This window comes from Acinetobacter sp. TR3 (assembly GCF_027105055.1).
Lineage (GTDB): Bacteria > Pseudomonadota > Gammaproteobacteria > Pseudomonadales > Moraxellaceae > Acinetobacter.
Genome location: NZ_CP114264.1, coordinates 1,289,862 through 1,314,453, shown reverse-complemented (window position 1 = coordinate 1,314,453; position 24,592 = coordinate 1,289,862). Strand labels below are relative to the sequence as shown.

Below are 24,592 nucleotides of genomic sequence, written 5' to 3'. Positions count from 1 at the left end.
TTCTAGCATCCGCCTAACTTAAGGTGTAACCTGAATAGAAAAATACAACGCTGCTTGCTCCTGTGGCGCAAGTGCTCCAATATTTCCAGATATTTGATCTCCACTCACAGCTACAGAACCCTTACTCACTGACGGCGGCAATGCATTTCGCAAAATACTATAAGCAGGTACAACATCATTAATCACGACATTTGCTGCTAGTGTTGAACCATCATTTTTAATTGTTAAACGATAGGTAACGCATTGATTTGGCTTAATCGTCAATGGGTTGCTCGCATAGGTCGCGGTGGCAACATTCATAAGTGTACATGCTTCATCTTTAGACTGCTCTTTGGTCAAACGAAGTTGCGTAGGATCAACTGTTGTTAAATCTGTATTTTGAATTGTTGTCAGCGTTAAACCTTGGATTGTATTCGTAGCAGAGACGACGATATTCGCTGCACTAGAAATACCATTTGCTGCTGTTAATGGAGCTTGAACTTTTAAAATTAGCTGAACTGAACTTTGTGGGTTTAATCCACCAGTTATAGACAAATCGGTAGCAATCGGGTCTGTGGTATCTAATACACCATTATTATTAGCATCGTAATACAAAGTATAAGTGAAACCATCATTAATATTTTGAGGGACTACGCTAAGACTTACTTTTCCGCTTGTATCACCTTCAACAAATGTACCCATATTTTTTAATGTATGCAGATATACAACCGTACCACCTACATTAATCCGCCCTTGTTGATCATTTGCTAAAGTCAACTTGCGTACAGCTACATCAACTTGATCTTTAATACTGTCACCTTGAGCATTCATCGGTGATTTCATAGCAAACCAAATTGGTAAACTTGTCAAAGTCGTGTCCGCAGGAACAGTGACAACCGCACAATACTGTTTAGTTGTTCCAGCCGCCATGTTGCCAGTACTGGTAATTTCAGCCTGTAAGGTTTGACATGTTGCATCACCATTATAGAACTTCACGACCCAATTTGTTGGTAATGTCGTATTGATACTATTAATGTCAATCGCTGTACTCGATGCATACAAATTATAATTATTTGAGGCAGTGCTATTATTTCGAATAACAAGTGGGAAAACAGCTGTTGCACCTTTTATAGCATTTTTCACCAATAAGGCTTGCCCACCTGAACCAGTAACGTTTCCAACTCCCACACCTGAATTGTTACTGTTATACAAATCGCTTTCGCCCACAGCAACTGTATTAACTAATCGATCACGCGTACTATTTTTTACGCTAGTATCTGTTACGGAAGTTGCGGTAATATCGAAATCCATTGTACTTGTAGACGTACAATTTGATGGGAAATAAACCCCTAATTTAATTCTTTTTGAAGTGCCGTAAGCCAATCCGCCTGTATCAATGACACCATCACCATTAGTATCTGTCAGCAATGTCCGACCATCTGCATGATATAAACGAACTACAGCACAACTTGGCACATTACTTTTAACGAAGCTTAAATTATAAGTATCTGTCGCCTGCCCTGTATTCCAAACATAATTATCAAACTGGATTTCTTTTGCTATGCCCCCAAAAGTATTGTTTTGGGTTTGTAAGTTATTCAAGCCACCGTTTGGCTCGCCATCATCATTCGCGTTACTTGGGCTATAGTTAAGTACAACACCTAAGGTTTGCTGAACATTAAAAATTACAGTATTCGTTAGCGTGTTTTTCAGAATAGCATTTGATGCATTGTATTGTTGATAATCAGCGGTATTCGCAACTTTTTCAGCAGCATTCGCATTCACAGTGACTTTAAAACTTACTGTGCCTTTACTTAAAGCTGCTACACTTGCAAGCTCTACATCTACTTGCCCATTACTCACTTTATATTTTATTGGTGCATTTGCACCCGTCTCAACATCATCAGCATCAGTTAAAAATCCTGAACCATTCCCCCAACTACCGCTACCCGATTTATATGTTACATCTGTAGCTAAAATATCTCTTAATACGAGTCTTGCTGCTGCAGTACCCGTATTTGTATAAGCTAAAGTATAAGTAATTTCCGTGCCAGTTTTACCTGTGCTGATATTCTGTGATTTCGTCACTTGAATTACAGCATCATCCACAACTTTTACTGTATCACTTACGGTCATAGCGATTGCATTATCATGCTGGCTTGTAGCTGTTAAAGTAAAATTAGCAACATTATTTGCAGTTACGTTGGTTGGAATACTTCCAACGACAACTAATGAGGCAAACTCGCCAGCTTCTAAGCGAAAACTTGTCGTCGAATTCAGTAAATTATTATTATCATCAGGCTCGCCATTTTGATCCCGATCGATGTAAACGGCTACATTATCTAAATTAAATTGATCATTCGTTAACTGAGTAAGGCTTAATTTATAGTCGTCTACGATGTTACCAGTATTGGTTAAAACATGCGGGAAGTTAACTTTGCTTCCGATATTTCCGATATTTTGCTGATTACTTTGTAAAGCGAAAGAGTAGATTGGTTGAACAGTTAAAATAACTGCATTTGAGTTAATAACTTGCAAATTGCCTTGTTCATCATAGAAGTCACCACTTGCAATATTCGTGATACTACTTCCTGCTTTAGGTTGAGCAAATGCAATAGAACTATGAAATCCCAAAAATAAGCCAAATAAAGCGATAAATGAAGTTTTTGAGACAGCACTTTTGTTGAATCGGCTTATCATATTTTCAACCTGCACTAAAAGTTGTTATTTATTCAAATTCTGTGCATACAATACTACAAAAATATCAAATTGAACACATAATTTAACAAAATTGAGATATGTATACTTAATTTCAACAAGAATTATCGTAGAACTACTAATGTTATATTTGAATAAAAATATATTCGCAAATGAAATTTTAATTAGAATTTCTTATTTAAACCATCGAAATTAAGAAGGATAATTTATAAAGACTTACGTTTTAGTTAAATACAACCTAAATTTTCAACTTTCAAAAAGTTTATATATGATCTTTTTGTATCGGTAATTTGATGCTAAACACACTATTCTGATTCGGATTACTATATTCAATTGAACCTTTATGCGCAATTACAATCGCATATACAACAGCTAAACCCAAACCTGTATCACCAAATTCTTTATTCCTTGACTGTTCCAATCTAAAAAAAGGATTGAATAAATCTTGTTGATATTCTTGAGAAATGCCCGGCCCTTCATCTTCAATGTTTAAAATCCATTCTTTAGCGGTGCTACTTGAAGAAATTCTAATTGTCCCTGCATTGGCGTATCGAACAGCATTATCAAATAAAGCAATTAATATTTGTTCGATACGTCGTCGGTCACAAAAAATAAGAGTCGTCGTTAATTGCAGTTGAGCAGTTAAATTTGCTGTAGTGAATCTTTGTTCAAATATTTTTAATACTTTTTCAACGCTGTCCTGAATATCGACCCATTCATGATTTAATCGTAGTTGTTGATTTTCAACAAGGCTCACTGTACGAAGATCTTCAACAAGATGAGACAAACCCTCAACTTGATTGAGTAGACTTTTAAATAAGATTTCATCAGGTTTAAAAACACCATCTAAAACACCTTGTAAACGTCCTTGTAAAATTGTGATTGGTGTTCTTAATTCATGTGCAATTGCTGCATTCCAAAGTTGGGCTTTTTTAACAGAACTTTCTAATTGTTTCGCCATACTATTAAAGTTATGCATCAACTCAGCTATTTCAGTGGAATGAATTTGACTGTCATCAGCCCGCGCGGATAGATCGCCCTGACTAATTTTTTTTGCTGCATCCGCCAAGAAATTGATCGGCTTAATAAAACGTTGGGCAAGATGCATTCCAATAATGATAGAAATGATACCACCACAAAAAATCACCGCAGATAGCCAAATCCAATCGACAAAATGGAATTCCGTCCAATCTTCTTGTAATGAACTTAAAGTAATCCATCCCGCATCGATGGCATAGTTATAAATGAAATAGCCCAGAAAAACTGAAAAAAGTGTCACACTTAAGTTCACAATACTTAAGGCAATAAAGAGCTGTTTACTGATTCCTGAGTGACTTTTCATAACATTTTTTCCAGATAACTTGCATGTTGATCATTTGACTACACTATATTTCCTGCGGATGATCGAGTCGGTAACCGACCCCACGCACGTTAATCAACATCTGCTGCAATCCATGCTCCTCTAATTTTTTTCTTAATTTACTGACATGACTATCTACTGTACGTTCTAATGCATCACCATCAGGCAGACAATGATTTAAAAGCTCACTACGAGTAAATACTTTATGAGGATGATCAATCATTTGCAGTAAGATTTTATATTCAGTTAAGGTTAAATTTAGCATCACTTTTTTATGCTGCTGATGAATATAAACACTATGAATCTCGGTATTAATTTCAATATTCTTATAACTTAGATTTCTATTAAGTACCGGCTGACTCTGCTGTGTTCGTCGCAGCACTGCTTGAACGCGAGCCACAACTTCATTCGGATTAAAGGGTTTGACTACAAAATCATCCGCACCAATTCTTAATGCCATGACCTTATCAATTTCCTGATCCAATGCCGTAAGCATAATGACAGGGGTTTGCGCCTTTTGACGAATTTTGCTCAGCACGTCCCAGCCATTCAGTTCAGGCAATTTTATATCCAACACAATGAGATCAATTGTTTGTGCGGCATGGATTTCAATCGCCTGTTTGCCATTCATTGCCCGAATGACACGCATCCCTTCACGCTTGAGATAGTGCTCGATAATGTCTCCAATATCATACTCATCCTCTACCACAAGAATAAGTTTATCGTGACAATCGAAAGAAAAGGAATGCTCAAACATAACGATCAAGATCAATAAAACAATCGATTCATCATACGCTGATTTATCTGATTATCTCCACACTTTTTCCACACTTCCCCGATATTGGTTACACAAAGCTGGAAAATAATGTCAGCATCAGAAACTCCCAAGGCTTGGACAGAATGCAAAAGCATCTATTACTTCCATTATTTTTATCTATCGGACTCGTGCTACAAGGCTGTGGTTCTGAGGAGGCAAAGCCAGCAGAAACACCTACTGCCAAAGTGAGCGTTTTAAATATTCAGCCGCAATTAGTGAACTTTAGTGAAAACTTACCAGCACGGGTACAGGCTTTCCGAACTGCTGAGATTCGCCCTCAAGTCGGCGGTATTATTGAAAAGGTATTATTCAGACAAGGCAGTGAAGTTAAAGCAGGCCAAGCACTTTATAAAATTAACGCGGAAACTTTTCAGGCTGATGTGAATAGTAATCGTGCTTCTCTAAATAAAGCTGAAGCTGAAGTCGCCCGTTTAAAAATTCAATTGGAACGTTTTGAACAATTACTTCCAAGTAATGCAATCAGTAAGCAAGAAGTTAGTAATGCTCAAGCTGCGTATCGTCAGGCTTTGGCGGATGTTGCTCAGATGAAAGCCTTATTAGCTCGTCAAAACCTAAATCTGCAATATGCCACTGTTCGCGCCCCAATTTCAGGTCGTATTGGGCAATCATTCGTAACAGAAGGTGCCCTAGTCAGCCAAGGCGATACAAATAAAATGGCAACCATACAACAGATCGACAAGGTTTATGTGGATGTAAAACAGTCGATTAGTGAATACGAGACTTTGCAGGCTGCGCTACAAAGCGGTGAATTGTCTGCCAATAATGAAAAAACTGTCCGTATTTCTAATAGCCATGGTCAAGCGTATAACGTCACCGCCAAAATGCTATTTGAAGACATTAATGTTGACCCTGAAACAGGTGATGTCACCATTCGTATCGAAGTTCAGAATCCTGAACGGAAACTCCTTCCAGGCATGTATGTGCGAGTGAATATCGACCGTGCTTCAGTGCCTCAAGCTTTGCTAGTCCCTGCCCAAGCAATTCAACGCAATATCAATGGCGACCCGCAAGTTTATGTGATCAATGCCAAAGGTTCCGCAGATATTCGCCCGATTGAACTGGGACAACAATATGATCAGTTCTACATTGCCAATAAAGGCCTTAAAACAGGTGACAAAATCGTTGTGGAAGGTGTTGATCGTATTCAGCCCAATCAAAAACTTGAAATTAGCAACTGGAAAATACCTGAAACACAAGGAGCTCAATGATGATGTCACAATTCTTCATTCGCCGTCCTGTCTTCGCATGGGTGATTGCGATTTTCATTATCTTGTTCGGGTTACTGAGCATTCCCAAACTGCCGATTGCCCGCTTTCCAAGTGTTGCACCACCACAAGTCAATATTAGCGCGACTTATCCGGGTGCGACGGCAAAAACTATCAATGATAGCGTCGTCACGCTCATTGAAAGAGAATTATCGGGTGTAAAAAATCTGCTCTATTACAGCTCAACTACGGATACTTCGGGTACGGCAGAAATTTCTGCAACGTTTAAACCGGGTACAGATGTTGAAATGGCACAGGTCGATGTACAAAACAAGATCAAAGCTATTGAAGCTCGTTTACCGCAAGTGGTTCGTCAACAAGGCTTGCAAGTTGAGGCATCGTCTTCGGGCTTCCTGATGCTGGTTGGAATCAATTCACCCAATGGGCAGTATTCCGAAGTTGATCTCAGTGATTATCTGGTCCGTAACGTTGTCGAAGAACTGAAACGTGTTGAAGGCGTGGGTAAAGTTCAATCCTTCGGTGCCGAAAAAGCCATGCGGATTTGGGTTGATCCCAATAAATTGGTGTCTTATGGTCTATCAATTAGTGACGTTAATAATGCCATCCGTGAAAATAACGTCGAGATCGCACCAGGTCGACTCGGTGATCTTCCCGCACCTAAAGGTCAATTGATTACCATCCCATTATCGGCACAAGGTCAATTAGGTGATGTTGAACAATTTAAAAATATCAGCCTCAAAAGTAAAACCAGCGGTAGCGTGATTAAACTTTCTGATGTGGCTGAAGTTGAAATGGGTTCACAGGCCTATAACTTTGCGATTTTAGAAGATGGCAAACCTGCAACGGCTGCTGCGATTCAGCTCAGCCCAGGTGCCAATGCTGTCAAAACAGCGGAAGGTGTCAGAGCAAAAATTGAGGAATTAAACCTGAATTTACCTGATGGCATGCAATTTAGTATTCCTTATGATACCGCACCTTTTGTCAAAATTTCGATTGAAAAAGTGATTCATACCTTACTTGAAGCCATGGTACTGGTTTTCATTGTCATGTATTTATTCTTGCATAATGTTCGCTATACCCTGATTCCAGCGATTGTTGCACCGATTGCATTACTGGGCACTTTTGCGGTGATGCTACTGGCAGGTTTCTCAATCAATGTCCTCACCATGTTTGGTATGGTGCTTGCGATTGGTATTATCGTCGATGATGCGATTGTGGTGGTCGAAAATGTTGAACGAATTATGGCGACTGAAGGACTTCCTCCAAAAGAAGCAACTTCCAAGGCAATGAAGGAAATTACCAGCCCGATTATTGGAATTACCTTAGTCTTGGCAGCGGTGTTCTTACCGATGGCATTTGCCAGTGGTTCGATCGGGATTATCTATCAACAATTTACCTTAACCATGTCAGTCTCAATTCTATTCTCAGCATTATTGGCATTAATCTTAACGCCTGCATTGTGCGCCACGATTCTTAAACCAATTGATGGCCATCATCAGAAGAAAGGCTTTTTTGCATGGTTTGATCGCAGCTTCGATAAGGTCACTAAAAAGTATGAATTGATCCTGCTTAAAGTGATTAAACATAGCATTCCGATGATGGTGATCTTTGTAGTGATTACAGGACTTACCTTTGCAGGTATGAAGTATTGGCCTACAGCCTTTATGCCTGAGGAAGATCAAGGCTGGTTTATGACCTCATTCCAATTGCCATCAGATGCCACTGCTGAAAGAACGCGAGGTGTGATCAATCAATTTGAAAGTAGTCTAAAAGACAATCCAAATGTTAAAAGTAACACAACCATCATGGGTTGGGGCTTTAGTGGCTCAGGTCAAAACGTGGCTGTCGCTTTTACCACATTAACTGACTTTAAAGACCGTACTTCAACAGCAACAGCAACTGAAATGACCAATGCGGTTAATGCCACGATGGCGCACAGTAAAGAAGGTGCAACAATGGCGGTATTACCTCCTGCCATTGATGAATTGGGTACATTTTCGGGCTTTAGCTTACGCTTGCAAGACCGTGCCAACTTAGGTATGCCTGCACTTTTAGCTGCCCAAGACCAGCTCATGGAAATGGCTGCCAAGAACAAAAAATTCTATATGGTCTGGAATGAAGGCTTACCGCAAGGCGACAATATTTCTTTAAAAATTGATCGTGCAAAATTGAATGTTCTGGGTGTGAAATTCTCTGACGTTTCTGACATCATTTCAACGTCAATGGGTTCGATGTATATCAACGATTTCCCAAATCAGGGACGCATGCAACAAGTGATCGTACAGGTCGATGCCAAATCACGTATGCAATTAAAAGATATTTTGAATCTGAAAGTGATGGGTTCAAATGGGCAGTTGGTTTCTCTGTCTGAAGTGGTGACACCGCAATGGAGTAAAGCACCACAACAATACAATCGCTATAACGGTCGTCCATCGTTGAGTATTGCAGGTATCCCGAACTTTGATACCTCATCAGGCGATGCTATGCGTGAAATGGAACACCTGATTGCTAAATTGCCAAAAGGCATCGGTTATGAATGGACAGGTATTTCCTTGCAGGAAAAGCAATCAGAATCGCAGATGGCGTTCTTACTTGCCCTTTCTATGCTGGTGGTATTCCTTGTTCTGGCTGCACTTTATGAAAGTTGGGCAATTCCACTTTCAGTGATGCTGGTCGTGCCTTTGGGTATCTTTGGTGCAGTGGTTGCAATTATGTCTCGAGGCTTGATGAACGATGTATTCTTTAAAATTGGTCTGATTACCATTATTGGTTTATCTGCCAAGAACGCGATTCTGATTGTTGAATTTGCCAAGATGTTGAAAGAAGAAGGCATGAGTTTAGTCGAAGCCACTGTGGCAGCAGCAAAACTCCGTCTACGCCCTATTCTGATGACTTCGTTAGCCTTTACCTGTGGTGTGATTCCATTGGTTATCGCCTCAGGCGCAAGTTCAGAAACACAGCATGCCTTAGGTACAGGTGTATTTGGCGGCATGATTTCAGCGACGATTCTGGCAATCTTCTTTGTTCCAGTGTTCTTCATTTTCATTCTGGGTGCAGTTGAAAAACTGTTTTCCTCGAAACAAAAAAATCCATCTTAACTGACATTGAGCAGAGGGAATCAAATGATTTCCTCTGACTCCTCCTCAGTATTTATCCTCATCTTATTTGGAGAAGACCATGTCTAAAACGGCTGTCTTATCTCGTGGCCTGCTTGTCTCTACGCTTTCAATTGCCTTGACAGCGTGTATGAATATGCAGGCACCAAAACCTATGATTAAATCCGATATTCCACAAAATTTTTCTCAAACCAGAGTTGGGACTTCGATTGCCAATCAGGGTTATCAACAATTCTTTACCAACGCACGTTTATTGCAAGTGATTGAAATCAGCTTAAATAGCAACCGTGATTTACGCACTGCAACACTGAATATCCAACGTGCACAGCAACAATATCAAATCAGCAAAAATGATCAGTTACCGACTATTGGAGCAAATGGCAGTGCTGTTCGACAGGTGAATCCATCTGCGAACCCAAACAATCCTTATTCAACTTTTCAAGTCGGTCTAGGAATGACGGCTTATGAACTGGATTTTTGGGGACGTGTCAAAAGCTTAAAAGATGTGGCGTTGAATAATTACTTTGCCACGCAAAGCGCACAAGAAGCCATGCAGATCAGTTTAGTCAGCCAAGTTTCGCAAGCATGGTTGGATTATGCCTATGCAAAAGCCAATTTAAATCTAGCTGAGCAGACCTTAAAAGCACAGCTCGATTTCTACAACCTGAATAAAAAACGTTTTGATGTTGGAATTGATAGCGAAGTTCCGCTGCGTCAAGCACAGATATCGGTTGAAACTGCCCGAAATGATGTTGCCGCCTATAAAACTCAAGTGGCACAAGCACATAACTTACTGGATCTATTGGCGGGGCAAACGATTCCTAAGAGTTTACTGCCTGACCACGCAATCTTGAATATTACCCAAGAAAAAATCTTTGCAACTGGATTAAGCAGCGATTTACTGAATAACCGTCCAGACTTAAAAGGTGCTGAATATCAGTTGCAGGCTGCTGGCGCAAATGTTGGTGCAGCCAAAGCACGGATGTTCCCTACCATTAGCCTGACAGGTTCAGCAGGATATGCATCGGCAGATCTCAAAGATTTATTCAAATCTGGTGGCTTCTCTTGGTCAATTGGACCAAGTATCGACCTCCCCATTTTCGATTGGGGTACACGTAAAGCCAATATTAAAATTTCAAAAATAGATCAGAACATAGCACTCTCTAATTATGAGAAAGCCATCCAATCCGCTTTTCGTGAAGTCAACGATGCCCTTGCTGCACATGCACATATTGATGAGCGTTTAGCAGCACAACGTCGTTTAGTCTCTGCCACTGAGACCACTTATAAATTATCCACGGCTCGATTTAGAGCGGGTATTGATAGTTATCTGACCGTATTGGATGCACAACGTTCTGCTTATGCGGCACAGCAAGGTTTACTGATGCTAGAACAAAGCAAGTTAAATAATCAGATCGAATTGTATAAAGCGCTCGGTGGTGGTTTATCTCGAGCCTCGTAAACGCTTAAGTCGACTATTTGGGCTGATTTTTACAGACTCAGCCCTTATAGTGTTTAGGTTTAAATCAGAAAATAACAGTGAATCCATGTTTACACTTTCGATTACACCAAGATTCTATGAAACCGATGCTTTTGGACATATCAACAATACGGTGATCACTGGCTGGTTTGAAACAGCACGTGAACCTGTTTTTCGCCTATTTAACCCAAGTATGGAAATCAAAAATCTGCCTTTGATTCTGGCTCGAGTGGAAGTCGATTTTGTTGCCCAAATCTATTACGGCGCTGATATCGAAATCAAAACATGGATTGAGCATATTGGCAATTCTTCTTTTATTGTGGCACATGAAGCTTGGCAAAATGAGCATTGCGTTGCACGTGGCAAAGCGGTTCAAGTGTATTTTGATTTCAGCACACAAAAATCAGGCCGTATCCCAGATCAATTCCGCGTACAGTTACAGCAGTACTTGGTTGCACAATAAGCTCAATATTCTAGCAACCGCAAATGAAGTCTTTATTTGCAGTTGCTTAGATTTACTCAGTCAAATTTTCGAGAGAATTAGAGGTTAGCCAAAGCATAAATGACCTAAAACGACGATACTAAAATCAAGCTATTGATCTATCTTTTTATTTTCTTTGCTGAGGAATATATTTTCGAGCATGTCTTTGGTAATGGCGTGCAAATAACCAAATCATAAATTATTACTATTATTGCGTGTATAAAACAAAGCTATCACCACGGCAAAAACTGGCCAAGGTTAGATTTAAGTGTTTTGCCATCTCAATCGCCATACTGGTCGGTGCAGAAATTGTCGCCAATAGTCCAATATTGTATTGTGCGCATTTGCGAATCAGCTCATAACTGGCACGACTGGTCATCACCACAAAACCTTCTGCAACATTCATTTTCTGTTCAGCCAAGTAACCGATTAATTTATCCAAAGCATTGTGCCGACCAACATCTTCAAATAACGCCACGATCTGACCTTTCACCACCCAAGCCGCAGCATGTGCGCCACCAGTGAGTTCACTAATTCTTTGTCTGACTTTGAGTTGGGCAATCGCATTCGGAATTTGATTTAGCCAGATCGAAGAGACGCTTGTATTTACGACAGGTAAATTCGCATAGAGTTGTTTTAGGCTTTCCACACCACATAAGCCACAACCTGTACGCCCGACCATCATACGGCGATGCTCTTTGAGCGCCATAAATGCACGAGAGGAAATCGTCATATCGACTTCAACCCCTAATGTATTGTGACGAATCTCAAGTGAATATAGCTCACTTAGACTATGTAAAATCCCTTCAGACAGACTAAAGCCTTTGGCAAATACTTCAAGGTCTGAAGGCGTTGCCATCATCACTGCATGTGAAATCCCATTATAAATCAGTGCAACAGGATATTCCTGCACAATATAGTCCATCTCATTTTCTGAAATATCCCGATGGAAACGATGCACTTGCACCGTTTCATAGCCACGAATTTTTGTATCCACACTTTACCTCATTCACATTGCCTAATCGAACTTTGAATTTCGAGAGGCTATGTACGACTCACCCTTTCATTGGCATGTTCAGGATCGACTGCAACTGCAAGATTAAAATGTTCAGGTGCTTGCCCTGCATGCAGAATCACAGGAACACTTTTTGATGCTGGGATTTTGGCATATTTGTCATGACTACCTAAGGCAACTAATGGATTGGTTTCAGGATAATAAGCTGCCAAACTGCCTTTCGGAATGTTATAAGGGACAATACGGAAACTGTGTACAACCCGTTTAACTCCATCCGAGAACACACTCTCAATATCAACCCATTGATCCGCTTCAAACCCTGCCTCATCAATATCTGCTTGGTTCATAAACAGGACACGGCGTTGCCCGAATACACCACGGTAGCGATCATCCAAACCATATAAAGTGGTGTTGTATTGGTCATGCGAGCGTGTAGTCATCAAGGTATACACCTGCTGCTCAGTATATGCTGCTGCGTATTGATTTTCTTTATCTTGGTAGACCTCTGCCAACGGTGTAATCAAAAACTGAGCTTTGCCACTTGGCGTATTCCACACATGTTGATTGGCTGGATGCTCTAGATGGAAACCACCTGATTGATAAACACGTTGATTAAAATCATGAAATTCATCAAAGACATCAGCAATCGAGTCACGGATACGATCATAGTTTTCGATATACCAACGCCATTTCACATTACTGTCTGGCAAAGCTGCTGCTGCCATACGAGCGACAATATCAGGTTCGGACAAAATATTGTCTGAAATGGGTGGATTACGCCCTGCTGAAAGATGAACATTACTCATCGAATCTTCAACTGAAATCGCTTGCGCACCATGCATCTGCATATCAACTTCAGTGCGCCCCAAACAAGGTAGCATCAAAGCATCTTGACCACAGACCAAATGGCTACGATTCAATTTCGTGGTGATATGTACCGTTAAATCACAACGGCGTAACCCTTCTTGGGTATATGCAGTATCAGGCGTTGCGACTGCAAAATTCCCTCCTAGACCAATAAAAACTTTTACCTCTCGTTCATACATGGCTTTAATGGTATCGACCACACCAAATCCATGTTTACGTGGCGATTTAATCCCAAATACCCGATCAATACTATCTAGTAGTTTATCACTTGGGTGTTCATTAATACCCATAGTTCGGTCGCCTTGTACATTACTATGACCACGTACTGGACATAGACCTGCACCCGGACGACCAATATGCCCGCGTGATAGCATCAAGTTAGCCAACATATGAATATTGGCAGTCCCATGACGATGTTGGGTAATGCCCATGCCCCAACAGAAAATTGCCTTTTTGGCATCAAGGAACATTTGTGCAATTGATTCTAAATGTTCTGCTGACAGCCCCGTATATTGATGAATTTCCGCCCAATCTGTTCGATCAATTTCAGATAACATCTCCTCGAAGCCAATCGTATTCATTTCAATGAAGCTACGATCAAAAACGCTTGGTTTCCCTTTCGCAAGTGCCTTTTTATCCCATTCTGATAAATGCTTTAGTACCCCAAAAAGTAACGCATAATCCCCGCCAATTTTAGGCTGGAAGTAATAACGACTAATTGGCGTACTACTATTAGTCATCATCTCCAATGCTGCTTGTGGGTCTTGGAAACGCTCTAAGCCACGTTCTTTAATTGGATTTATCGCAACAATATTGCCTCCTCGTCGAGAGACTTCTCTGAGCGTCGCCAACATACGTGGATGATTGGTCCCCGGATTATGTCCAAAGCTGAAGATGGCATCCGCTTGATCAAAATCCTCTAAAATAACGGTTCCTTTGCCCAAACCAATCGCATCTTTTAAACCAACACTCGTGGTTTCATGGCACATATTGGAACAATCTGGGAAATTATTGGTTCCAAAACTTCGGACAAAAAGTTGGTAGAGAAACGCCGCCTCATTACTGGCACGACCTGAGGTATAAAATGCCGCTTGATCTGGATGATCGAGTGCTTGTAAATGTTTAGCAATCAACTGAAAAGCGTCATCCCAAGAAATCGGGACATATTTATCTGACACAGGGTCATAACGCATCGGGTCAGTTAAACGCCCTAAATCTTCTAAATAAAAATCGCTCTGTTCCGACAACAAACTCACCGTATGTTGTGCAAAAAATTCAGGTGTTACGGTTTTACTGGTTGCTTCAAATGCCACCGCTTTGGCACCATTTTCACAAAAGTTAAAGGCATGTGTATCTTTTTTCTCAGGCCATGCACAGCCTGGGCAGTCAAAACCTGTCGGTTGATTAATATTGAGTAAAGTAATTGAACCTTTTTTTAAGATATCTTGGCGCTTGAGATTTCGTGCAACACTCAGTAATGCTCCCCACCCTCCTGCGGGTTGGGTATAAGGCTCGATTCTGGCATAACCTATATTTTCTTGTTTAAATTTGCTTTGCTCTGAATTATCCATTTAATCGCCTACATCATTGCGCTATTTTGGTTTCAATCTAAGATACAATTAACATGAATTTTTATTCTTTTCTATTTTTGATTTGTCTAATTCTAATGATTAAAATTAAAAAACTTACTGGCAATTGCTCAAATGGCCAGTAAGAGAGCTAAAACCTAATGCTTAAATTAACTATTCAGACGACTGATTAGGCTGAATGGATTGTGGTATTTGAGTTGTATTTTGCTTCTGTTGTGATGGCATATAATCAGGCTGATGAGATACAGCAAGGAAGAAGAAACCTAAAAATAAGCAGCCTAATAAAATACTAATTCCAACGGCAAGATACGGAAATTTTGAGTGCTGTTGAGACATACTGTCTCCTCCTATTTTAAATATGAAAACTCAATACATTCATCTCTATATGGTGGACAAAACCTTATAGCTCGCGCCATTTTGAAGGCGAGTTTGCATGTATTCGGCATAGACCGATAACTTCTCAAAAATATGTTCTGAATAAAACATATCTTCAATTAGATGCGCAGCTTGCGCTTGGCTAAATTGACCAATTTGTGCAATAAGTTTGGCATTGAGATTCGAAAACAAAGTACAGATCGTTTTATGTAATTCATCTTTGTTTTTAAATAACAATTTTCTAGTATTCAACAATTCATCAGGAACCATTTGCGGTGCTGTATCGGCATGAATCACATCAATTTTAATTTCAAAATAATCTTCTAAGAACCTATCCAATATTAATTTCAGGTGGTGTTTCAAAATGTATGCTGATCATTTTAACATCACTATACAAAACTGTGGTTAATGTAAAAGAATCCAAGATTAAAAGCTTTTACATGATTCAATACCTTCTTCGAAAAACAGCATGTTCTTCTTACTGCTCGCCTTATGCGGTGTCTTAATTGGCAGTTGTTTCCTTCTATCCCGACTGTATAATATTTCCCTTCTTGGTCCGGCTTAAAAATTTTGATGAAACTTTCCCAATGATCACTCGATATACAATCATAAGTAATACCCAGTTCTTCTAAACGGTTTTTTAGCCTTTGTGCTGTATGAGCATCTCTTCCTCCCCATACAAAAGCCACTATTTCTCCGCTACTTCTATCATAGACGTACTGTAGCCAATGCTTATCTTTCTTGTTGCCTACAAATGTCCAAAATTCATCAACTTCCAAGCATTTATAATGAGTTCTTTGAGGAATTACTTCATGATTTGATTGTGTAAGCGTTTTAAGTATCTTGCCAATACTAAACCTCGTAATCTTTGCAATATCCCGAATGCCACAACATCGCACAAGCATAAGCAAAATCAATTTGACCGCTTTTGAATGACAGCCTAAATACGTCAAATTATGGTCACCCACAAACTGCCTATTACATTCTTTACAACGATAGTTTTGCTTACCATCGTGTTTAATGCCATTCTTCTTTATACTTGTACTCTGGCATCGAGGACAATGAAGTTCTATTTCGATTTTCACACATTTAAATATAGCTGAATTGTTCCTCGTTGCCTCCTTTTCTTATGAGCATACTTTTTAGAACACCACCTAATTTCATTCTTTTTTGGCAATTGGAAAAATAATTTGTTAAATTCTCCCCCATGAGAAAACCATATCCCAGCGACATTAGTCGAGAAGCCTTTAAAGAAATTAAACCGTTACTATTGAGCGGAAGAAAACAAACACGTCCAAGAGTCGTTGATGTCTATGAAGTGTTTTGCGCCTTGCTCTATATTCTAAAAAGTGGATGTCAATGGAGTATGCTTCCTCGAGACTTTCCACCTAAAAGCACTGTGCATTATTACTTCTCAATTTGGAATAGAAAACCATCAGAAACTGAACCTAGCATACTTGAGCAAGCTTTAAAAAAATGTGGTTGGCGAGGCCCGTATCAACAATGGACGGAAAGAACAAACGAGCTTTATCATCATTGATTCACAAAGTGTAAAAAACACAGATACCGCACGTAATAAAGGCTATGACGCTGGTAAAAGAGTTTCAGGGATTAAAAGACATATCATTGTTGATACTCAAGGTCTGCCTCATGGAATATTTATTACGACAGCAGATAAAACAGATCGTCAAGGTGCATTAGATGCCATAACTTTACATAGAGACACCTTACAAAATGTAGAGGTTGTACTTGTTGATGGTGGTTATACAGGCGAACCCTTTTCTTTGGCTGTTAATGATTTAATCAGAGCGCGAGTTGAAGTTGCTAAACGAAGTGAATTACATAAATTTGCAGTCATACCACAACGCTGGGTTGTGGAAAGATCATTTGCTTGGTTAGAAAAATGTAGAAGGCTTTGGAAAAACTGTGAAAAGCACCTAAATACGAGCCTTCAGTTCATTAATTTAGCCTTTTTAAGGCTACTTTTGCATAGAAAATATTCTGGATAGGTTCTAAGATCTTTACCTGTGTCAGATCAATCGGTAAATCTGTGACCAAAAAGATATGAAAGATATCAGTTCGGCACAAAGCCTTGACTAGACAACGAAACAGAAAATCCTCTTCAGTCTTTTGGGAATCAACCAGATCAATATATAGCTTTAGGCTATGCAGCACTTGTTCAATTTTGAGATTGACACTTTTTTCTGCCTGAAAATAGGAATTCAGAATTGCTAATACTGATGACACGACAGGCGTTGTATAAATCACTGACTGATTCAAATTGGCAATAATAAATGGCGCAAATAAATACCCCAGATTATTATCATTTTCACCAATCGAAGACTGTGCAATATAAGCAACACGATCTTTGGAAAAATCTCTTAAAACCTTGCCTCTTAATAAAGTCGCTTCTAGATTGACATACTCAAGACGTAGTTGTTCTTGTACCGATTGCGATGGCTCTCTGTCTTGAAACAGATGCGTCATCGCATTAAGTTCTTTGGTCACAAACATTGTCATATGCCATCCAGTCAAAATCATTATGTTTCGAACAATCTACCAGCCTTATTGAGATTGCATAGGCTGCTGAGTTCATGTTGTCATTTTGGATGAAGCATATAGAACTGCATAGCTACAGAGTTTAGTTAAAAAAATATAACAGATCATTTCATTCCCATTCATCTGTTATAAAAAAACAAGAAGAAATTGTACCTATTTATATACAACAGAAGATTGGATGATAAATAAAACTTAAATAGATTTTAAATAAGGATTGAGCAATCCATGCCACTCTTTTTATTTTCAAATATTTAAGTCCATTCTTTCACATTTTCCTAGCGACTGCTTTTGCTCGTCTGTTATAGGAGAGGATATATGGATCTTGGTCTCACTGCTTTAGAATTAGCTCGAATACAGTTTGCATTTACTGTTTCATTTCACATTATCTTTCCTGCCACCTCAATCGGCTTAGCCTGTTTCCTCGCTCTGCTAGAATGGAAATGGCTGCGTTCTCAAAATCCCATTTATAAAGATCTGTTCAAATTCTGGATCAAGATCTTTGCGGTTGCCTTTGGAATGGGTGTCGTGTCTGGCGTGGTGATGAGTTACCAGTTTGGCACGAACTGGAGCGAATTTTCCCGCGTTGCAGGAAGTGTTACAGGCCCATTACTCACCTATGAAGTTTTAAGTGCATTCTTTTTAGAAGCGGGTTTCCTCGGCATCATGCTCTTTGGTTGGGGACGGGTCAGCCCCAAAGCGCATTTTTTTGCTACCCTCATGGTTGCAATCGGCACCTGTATTTCCATGTTCTGGATTCTATCTTCGAACAGTTGGATGCAGACACCTCAAGGCTTTAGCATAGAAAATGGCATTATCATTCCAACCGATTGGTGGGCGATCGTATTTAATCCCTCCTTCCCTTATCGCTTTGCGCATATGGCGGTTGCCGCATTTTTAGTCTCATCCTTATTGGTGGTGGGTACTGCGGCATGGCATTTGATCAAAGGTCGCCGTGATGAACTGATCAAAAAATCCTTTTCAATGGGGCTTTGGATGGTACTCGCCACTTCATGTTTACAAGTGGTGATTGGTGATCATCACGGTTTAAATACCTTAAAACATCAACCTGCAAAATTAGCAGCGATCGAAGGTCACTGGGAAACCAATCACGATGAAGGTATGCCACTCCTGCTGTTCGCCATTCCGAACATGGATAAAGAAGAAAATCTCTATGAAGTCGGAATTCCTCATCTTGGCAGTTTGATTCTGACTCATTCACTGAATGGTAAAGTCATAGGTTTAAAAGACTTTGCCCCTGAAGACCGCCCAAATGCTAGCATTGTGTTTTGGAGTTTCCGTGTCATGGTTGGGCTTGGCATGTTAATGGTGCTGCTCTCTTTCGTTGCCTTATGGTTGCGTAAAAAAGGCAAGCTTTATGGTTCATCTTGGTTTCATAAATTCGCTTTTATCATGGGACCTACAGGCTATATCGCCTTACTGGCGGGATGGGTCACCACCGAAGTTGGCCGTCAACCTTGGGTAATTTATGGGGTGATGCATACCAAAGATGGTTTGTCGCATACGGTGACTGCCGATCAAGTTGGTATCAGTCTGATCATTTTCGTGGTGGTCTATGCCATCGTGTTTGGTAGCGGTATTTACTACATGCTGAAACTACTGAAAAAAGGTCCTGAATTTATTGAAGCGATTGATCTTGAACCCGCAGGTCATGGGCATTTCAAAACCCCAATGCGTCCTTTAAGTGCAGTCGATGAAAGCATTGATCAACAAGACTCAAACAAGGAGAAACACCATGATTGATTTATCTCTGATTTGGGTCGGCATTATCGGCCTTGGTGTCCTGATCTATGTCATTTTGGATGGTTTTGATCTCGGGATTGGGATTCTATTCCCCTTCATTAAAAGCAGCGAAGAACGTGATGTGATGATGAATACTGTCGCACCTGTGTGGGATGGCAATGAAACTTGGATGGTACTGGGCGGCGCAGGGTTATTTGCAGCCTTTCCTTTAGTTTATTCAACCGTACTGTCTGCGTTATATATGCCGATTATCCTAATGGTAACTGCATTGATTTTCCGTGGAGTTGCTTTTGAATTTCGCTTTAAAGCCAATCGTACCAAATACCTGTGGGATCAAGCCTTTATCTGGGGTTCAATTCTATCTAGTTTCCTACAGGGGGTAATTTTAGGTGCTTATATTCAGGGTATCCAAACCACTCATGGTATTTTCTCAGGTTCAGGTTTGGATTGGTTCACACCTTTCGCCTTATTTACCGGACTGGGTGTGGTTGCCATGTATGCTGCTTTGGGCTGTGGTTGGTTGATCATGAAAACAGATCATGAGCTACAAGACAAAATGTATCATTTGATGCCTAAATTGATGATTGTTTTATTTGTGGTCTTTGCGGGTGTCAGTTTATACACGCCGCTTACCCATCCTGAAATTGCAACACGTTGGTTTGCTTTGCCAAATCTGCTTTATTTTAGTCCTGTACCCATCTTGGTCTTATTATTTACATTCCTTATTTTAAAGGCATGTAAACAACGCCAAGATTTCAAACCCTTTATCTATACTTTAGCTTTAGTATTTTTAGCCTTTACAGGTTTTGTGATCAGCCTTTGGCCGAATATCATTCCGCCATCGGTCACGATTTGGGAAGCAGCAGCACCCTACTCAAGTCAAAAATTTGCCTTAATCGGTGCTGTGATTTTAATTCCTGTGATTATTGCCTATACCATCCTGTCGTACTGGGTATTTCGGGATAAAGTTCGTATTGGTGATGCAGGCTATCACTAGGAGCTTTGTATGAAAATAAAATCGCTGCATTTAAATCCAACCCAATGGTTTATAATCTTATGGTTAGTCGGATTTTTTGCACTCACCATCATTGCAGGTCTATTTAGATTACTCTTGATGTTTGCTTATTAAAAAATGGGTGGAATAGCTTTTAGATGAGGGCTATTCCATCAACACGGATTTACTTTATTTTATGTATAAATCAGAACAATTAGCACATAACTTGAAACTGCTTATTGAAAATGGTTCTTGGCAGCCACACACCAAGTTACCCTCTTTACGTGAGCAAGTACAACGATCAGGTTTCAGTCTTATTACCGTGATGAATGCTTACCAAGAACTGGAAGCACAAGGGCTGATTTATTCAAAAGAAAAGTCAGGCTATTTTGTGGCTGAGCAAAATCATATTCAGATTCCACAAGCCTATTCAGTGGTGTCTTTAAATCCGAAAATTGAAATTAACTCACTCGTTTTTAAATATCTCAAGTCGATTCAATCTTCCAATGTCAGCCCATTAGGTTCTGCCTTTCCAGACAGTCAGTTGTTGTATCCCCCAAAGTTGATTCAAATCATGGGGCAACTTTCCCGCAATCGACATAGTTATGACCAAACTTCAAATTTACCTCCCGGCAATTTAGCGTTAAGAAAACTGATTGCGCAGCGTTATTGTATGCAAGGCATCCCAACCGATGCGGATGACATTGTCATTACATCAGGAGGACTAGAAGCATTAAATCTTTCACTGCAAGCCATTACGCAACCTGGTGATTATATTTTATTACAACAAACAATTTTTTATGGCGCTTGGCAGGCTGCTGAACGTTTAGGTTTAAAAGTCATCACCATCCCAGAACATCCACAGCATGGCTTTGATATCGAGGCTTTTGAACAAGTCATCAAAAATTATCCAATCAAAGTTTGCTGGTTTATGCTGAATGCGCATAATCCAATTGGCTTTACTGTCAGCGATGACATCAAATATAAAATCGCTAAATTGTTGCATGAACATCAAATTCATTTAATCGAAGATGATGTTTATGAAGAAATGTTTTATGGCAGCCAAAAACCATTGCCAATGAAGTATTTTGACCAGCAAAATCTGGTATTACACTGCTCTTCTTTTTCTAAAACCTTAGGTTCAAGTTTCCGTATGGGCTGGGTCTATGCAGGTAAATTCTCTGAACATATTCAACATTTACAATTGATGAGTACTATTTCTGCCAACGCCTTGATCCAAAATGCACTGGTGGAATTCCTCTCTCACCATCATTATGAAAAGCATTTAAGAACTCTGCGACGTGCCTTAGAAAAGAATAAAAAGCAATTCTTTCAATATCTCAAACAACATTTGCCGCAAGACTGTAAGGTGTATAACTATCCAAGCGGTTATTTTCTATGGATTCAACTGCCAGACAAAGTCAGCAGTATGCAAATCTATGAGCAATTGATTCAGCATCACATTGGTGTTGCGCCAAGCCCCTTATTTAATGTGTTGCCCTCACACCAACATTTTATTCGTATGAATTGTTCTTTTGAATGGACAGAACAGATTCAGCATTCGTTAGAGTTATTCATCACGACGATTCAACGTCAAATACCAAATTAATTCAGTTTGGATAGATTATTCTTGCGATACTGACTTGGTGTTTCCCCAAACATCTTTTTTAAAGGCACGAATAAAATTGGTAACTATTCAGAATGGATTTAAAATAGCAATCACTGTTACAGGCTCCTCTTCGAAAAGCCTATCAACAGACCAAGTACTTTCCCGTATTTCCCAACAGAGCTGAGTCTCTTGTAAAGCTTCTAAGATTTCAGTTTTCATATCAATCATCTGCAATGGTCGATTTGCCATTCCTCCCTTAAGACGATATATTGAAATCTCTACTGCATCTATATCTTTAAAAGAAACAAAACCAGCAGGTCCTTCCAAATAGCCTTCTATAGAAATTGTTAAAAGTTGTCCCCATCGATCGTCCTCATCCTGAAAATCTTGCCTCCGAACTATATGGACCCAACAAATCAATTTAGATATCAACTTACATAGTGAAGACCAATATAATTCTGTTCTATCAATTGTCATTTCATTAACCTTTTTCCAATTTTTCTATCATATTCAGTTAGATAAGTTAAAATATCACCATCTAAGCCATGATAATGAGGTAACTCATACTCATTTTTATCCTTAAAAAATGTCCATTTACATGATGTTGAAATTCGATAATTTTTCATTCTTGTTACGACCACTCACCATTTCCTAATGGCTGACCATTTGGCCCAACGAGGCAAAAATAACATCAATTCATTGTGCTCAAATAGCTTTTCCGATATTGACTTGGTGTTTCCCCAAACATCTTTTTAAAGGCACGAATAAAATTGGTGGCTTCTTCATACCCCACCAAGCCAGCAATATCCTGAATACTATATTGCTGTTGTTGCAGTAATTTCTTCGCTTGATTAAAACGAACCTCAGCCAAGATTTGCAAAAATGTAGTGCCCTGTGCTTGCAAATGCCGCTTAATCGTTCGTTCTGACATATTTAAACGTTGCGCAATCAATCGAAGTGAGGGATAACCATGACTGGAATGATACAACAACTCAGAGCGAATACTTTTTTGTAAGTCCCGAGTACTTTCTTTTACGAGTTTAAGCTTGTCATTTTCACAATACAAAATAGCCTGCTGGAACGCGACTTGATCTGCATTCGAATTCTTACAATGTAAATATTTTTTAGAAAATCGAAAACCATTACGTGGTTGATTAAAATGAATCTTTATCTGGGATAAATCAATTTTGTCATAATTCTGAGCATCTGCCCAATCCACAAACACCTCACAACTTTCTGCAATTTTGTCAGAAAACAACGTGAGAAAATGAATCGCTCCAAACAATAAACTTTCGATCAGAAAATGCCTTAACTGATCAGATTGTTCTGCATCACCTAATTTCACTGGGTGAACATCATCTAGATAAACATAGATAAACGTTTCATCAATATGCCATTCAGGGGTAAAATTTTGGATTCGGGTACAAAAATACTGCTGACAAAGACTTAACGCCGTTTCAACATCCGCACAACTCAGAAATGCAAAACCTAAAGCCCCATGCGAAGTTGGACGTAACCTAAACCCATATTCAATCCCAAGACGCGGATTCCTCGTCAGTCGTAAGGCATTCACCACCAATTTTGACCATTGATGTGCACTCATCTTGGCATCGGCTTGTTTCATGTCGGTCAAGATCAAATCCGTTCCATGCAAAACGACGTGTGCATCAATACCATATTCATAGACAATTTCTAATAATACATGAGCATAAGAAACAGAAATGGTTTCTTGAAACAATCCAAAAGGATCTCGCATGACACATCCTATGTCCTAAAATGATCATTAATATGGCATAGTCTCCCCTATTGAGCGAGTATTTTCTTCGAAATAATAACCTCAAGATTGATGACTAAAACAATGAGGAATTGCTGAAATGGCAACCATGACACTCGATAAACAGCAATCGACCTATGTGCTGAATTTAACCAATGGCAATCAGGAAAATGCTTTAAATAAAGCGGTATTAGAAGAATATTTTGCTATTTTTGATGAAATTGAAAGTGATAAAAATAATGCCTGTTTAATTATTCGAAGTGATCATCCTAAAACCTTTTGTAATGGCTTAGACCTTGCTTGGTTAATGCAACAATCGTTGGAAGATAAAAAAGCCTTTACCCTGCAACTTGAAAATATGTTGCTCCATTTAGCATTACTCAACTTACCTGTAGTTGTTGAAATCGGTGGTAATGCTTATGCAGGCGGTGCAATTCTCGCATCTGCTTGTGACTTCCGATTTATGCGATCGGATCGAGGACGTTTTTGCTTTCCAGAAGTCCATCTAGGCATTCCTTTTACAGATAGCATTGCTGAAATTGTACAACTACTTCCCAATCAACATGCAATTTGGGAAATGTCTTTGACAGGCAAAACCATGACAGGCACTGAATGTCTACAATCCCAACTCGTTCACCAAATTGAACCAATCGAAACATTAAACTTTGAAGTGTTTAAATTTGCAGAAGATATGGCACAAAAGCACCGTATGACCTATGCCGTGATCAAACGTCAGCTCCGCCATCGAATTGTAGAGATTGCCAAGCAACGCCAACTCTATGATCCTGAAAAATTTGCACACCCTTTCATGATCTAGTTCACCTTTTACAACAACTCAAATCTAGGATATC

The 24,592-nt window shown here is 39.5% G+C and carries 19 protein-coding genes and 3 pseudogenes; 10 read left to right on the top strand and 12 right to left on the bottom strand.

The genetic code is table 11. The features are described 5' to 3' along the window. Nucleotides 1-18: 18 nt before the first annotated feature. From O1449_RS06105 to adeR, 3 genes are all read right to left on the bottom strand, one after another. Entirely contained in the window at nt 19-2,679 is a 2,661-nt protein-coding gene (locus tag O1449_RS06105; protein WP_269228157.1) for a COG1470 family protein, read from the bottom strand. A 280-nt stretch (nt 2,680-2,959) separates the two neighbouring features. Continuing rightward, nucleotides 2,960-4,039, bottom strand: a complete 1,080-nt coding sequence (adeS, locus tag O1449_RS06100) for a two-component sensor histidine kinase AdeS (protein ID WP_269228158.1) — start codon at nt 4,037-4,039, stop codon at nt 2,960-2,962. Between the two features lie 43 nt (nt 4,040-4,082). Next, a complete protein-coding gene (gene adeR, locus O1449_RS06095; protein ID WP_269239457.1) occupies nt 4,083-4,814 on the bottom strand; it encodes an efflux system response regulator transcription factor AdeR in 732 nt (243 codons plus the stop codon). Between the two features lie 143 nt (nt 4,815-4,957). Here adeR and O1449_RS06090 point away from each other — a divergent pair, with 143 nt between their 5' ends. From O1449_RS06090 to O1449_RS06075, 4 genes are all read left to right on the top strand, one after another. Next, nucleotides 4,958-6,103: an efflux RND transporter periplasmic adaptor subunit gene (locus O1449_RS06090; RefSeq protein ID WP_269239456.1), complete on the top strand. Its 1,146-nt coding sequence runs from the start codon at nt 4,958-4,960 to the stop codon at nt 6,101-6,103. Further along, nucleotides 6,103-9,219: an efflux RND transporter permease subunit gene (locus tag O1449_RS06085; protein ID WP_269239671.1), complete on the top strand. Its 3,117-nt coding sequence runs from the start codon at nt 6,103-6,105 to the stop codon at nt 9,217-9,219. The genes O1449_RS06090 and O1449_RS06085 overlap by 1 nt, the downstream gene beginning before the upstream one ends. 79 nt (nt 9,220-9,298) lie before the next feature. After that, nucleotides 9,299-10,699, top strand: a complete 1,401-nt coding sequence (adeC, locus tag O1449_RS06080) for an AdeC/AdeK/OprM family multidrug efflux complex outer membrane factor (protein WP_269239455.1) — start codon at nt 9,299-9,301, stop codon at nt 10,697-10,699. Nucleotides 10,700-10,784: 85 nt separating this feature from the next. Beyond that, nucleotides 10,785-11,180: an acyl-CoA thioesterase gene (locus O1449_RS06075; RefSeq protein ID WP_269228162.1), complete on the top strand. Its 396-nt coding sequence runs from the start codon at nt 10,785-10,787 to the stop codon at nt 11,178-11,180. Between the two features lie 226 nt (nt 11,181-11,406). Here O1449_RS06075 and fdhD read toward each other — a convergent pair whose 3' ends face one another. The 5 genes and pseudogenes from fdhD to O1449_RS06050 form a co-directional block, all read right to left on the bottom strand. Next, the gene (gene fdhD / locus O1449_RS06070) at nt 11,407-12,195 is read right to left on the bottom strand and encodes a formate dehydrogenase accessory sulfurtransferase FdhD (RefSeq protein ID WP_269239454.1); all 789 of its coding nucleotides are present in this window, start codon (nt 12,193-12,195) and stop codon (nt 11,407-11,409) included. A gap of 47 nt (nt 12,196-12,242) precedes the next feature. Beyond that, nucleotides 12,243-14,651 carry an FdhF/YdeP family oxidoreductase gene (locus O1449_RS06065; RefSeq protein ID WP_269239453.1) on the bottom strand — a complete coding sequence of 803 codons (2,409 nt, stop codon included), beginning with the start codon at nt 14,649-14,651 and terminating at the stop codon, nt 12,243-12,245. Nucleotides 14,652-14,822: 171 nt separating this feature from the next. Then, nucleotides 14,823-15,005 (bottom strand): hypothetical protein, encoded by a 183-nt coding sequence (locus tag O1449_RS06060; RefSeq protein WP_269239452.1) that lies wholly within the window; start codon nt 15,003-15,005, stop codon nt 14,823-14,825. Between the two features lie 45 nt (nt 15,006-15,050). After that, nucleotides 15,051-15,377: pseudogene (locus O1449_RS06055) on the bottom strand (hypothetical protein); the annotation flags it as partial. 56 nt (nt 15,378-15,433) lie between these two features. Further along, a complete protein-coding gene (locus O1449_RS06050) occupies nt 15,434-16,129 on the bottom strand; it encodes an IS1 family transposase (protein WP_269238066.1) in 696 nt (231 codons plus the stop codon). A gap of 122 nt (nt 16,130-16,251) precedes the next feature. On the opposite strand from O1449_RS06050, the gene O1449_RS06045 reads away from it, so the two are divergent. After that, nucleotides 16,252-17,053 (top strand): IS5 family transposase gene (locus O1449_RS06045; protein WP_269238065.1). Its coding sequence is split into 2 segments (ribosomal slippage): nt 16,252-16,515 and nt 16,517-17,053, totalling 801 coding nucleotides; the frame shifts between segments, so codons are not numbered across the junction. A gap of 1 nt (nt 17,054) precedes the next feature. On the opposite strand, the pseudogene O1449_RS06040 reads toward O1449_RS06045, so the two are convergent. Beyond that, nucleotides 17,055-17,558 (bottom strand): annotated as a pseudogene (locus O1449_RS06040) (hypothetical protein); the annotation flags it as partial. 360 nt (nt 17,559-17,918) lie between these two features. On the opposite strand from O1449_RS06040, the gene O1449_RS06035 reads away from it, so the two are divergent. From O1449_RS06035 to O1449_RS06020, 4 genes are all read left to right on the top strand, one after another. Next, a complete protein-coding gene (locus O1449_RS06035; protein ID WP_269239451.1) occupies nt 17,919-19,364 on the top strand; it encodes a cytochrome ubiquinol oxidase subunit I in 1,446 nt (481 codons plus the stop codon). Then, complete coding sequence (cydB, locus tag O1449_RS06030; RefSeq protein ID WP_269239450.1) at nt 19,357-20,361, top strand: cytochrome d ubiquinol oxidase subunit II; 1,005 nt, start codon at nt 19,357-19,359, stop codon at nt 20,359-20,361. The genes O1449_RS06035 and cydB overlap by 8 nt, the downstream gene beginning before the upstream one ends. 9 nt (nt 20,362-20,370) lie before the next feature. Beyond that, nucleotides 20,371-20,493, top strand: a complete 123-nt coding sequence (locus O1449_RS06025) for a hypothetical protein (RefSeq protein ID WP_269239449.1) — start codon at nt 20,371-20,373, stop codon at nt 20,491-20,493. A gap of 61 nt (nt 20,494-20,554) precedes the next feature. Next, on the top strand, nt 20,555-21,967 hold the full coding sequence (locus O1449_RS06020) for an aminotransferase-like domain-containing protein (protein WP_269239448.1): 1,413 nt from the start codon (nt 20,555-20,557) through the stop codon (nt 21,965-21,967). Here O1449_RS06020 and O1449_RS16330 read toward each other — a convergent pair. From O1449_RS16330 to O1449_RS06010, 3 genes and pseudogenes are all read right to left on the bottom strand, one after another. Beyond that, nucleotides 21,964-22,048 (bottom strand): annotated as a pseudogene (locus tag O1449_RS16330) (helix-turn-helix domain-containing protein); the annotation flags it as partial. The gene O1449_RS06020 and the pseudogene O1449_RS16330 sit on opposite strands and share 4 nt — an antisense overlap. A gap of 6 nt (nt 22,049-22,054) precedes the next feature. Continuing rightward, the gene (locus tag O1449_RS06015; protein ID WP_269239447.1) at nt 22,055-22,444 is read right to left on the bottom strand and encodes a hypothetical protein; all 390 of its coding nucleotides are present in this window, start codon (nt 22,442-22,444) and stop codon (nt 22,055-22,057) included. Nucleotides 22,445-22,658: 214 nt separating this feature from the next. Beyond that, nucleotides 22,659-23,723 (bottom strand): AraC family transcriptional regulator, encoded by a 1,065-nt coding sequence (locus O1449_RS06010; protein WP_269239446.1) that lies wholly within the window; start codon nt 23,721-23,723, stop codon nt 22,659-22,661. Nucleotides 23,724-23,841: 118 nt separating this feature from the next. On the opposite strand from O1449_RS06010, the gene O1449_RS06005 reads away from it, so the two are divergent. Beyond that, the gene (locus O1449_RS06005) at nt 23,842-24,558 is read left to right on the top strand and encodes an enoyl-CoA hydratase/isomerase family protein (RefSeq protein ID WP_269239445.1); all 717 of its coding nucleotides are present in this window, start codon (nt 23,842-23,844) and stop codon (nt 24,556-24,558) included. Nucleotides 24,559-24,592: the final 34 nt, after the last annotated feature.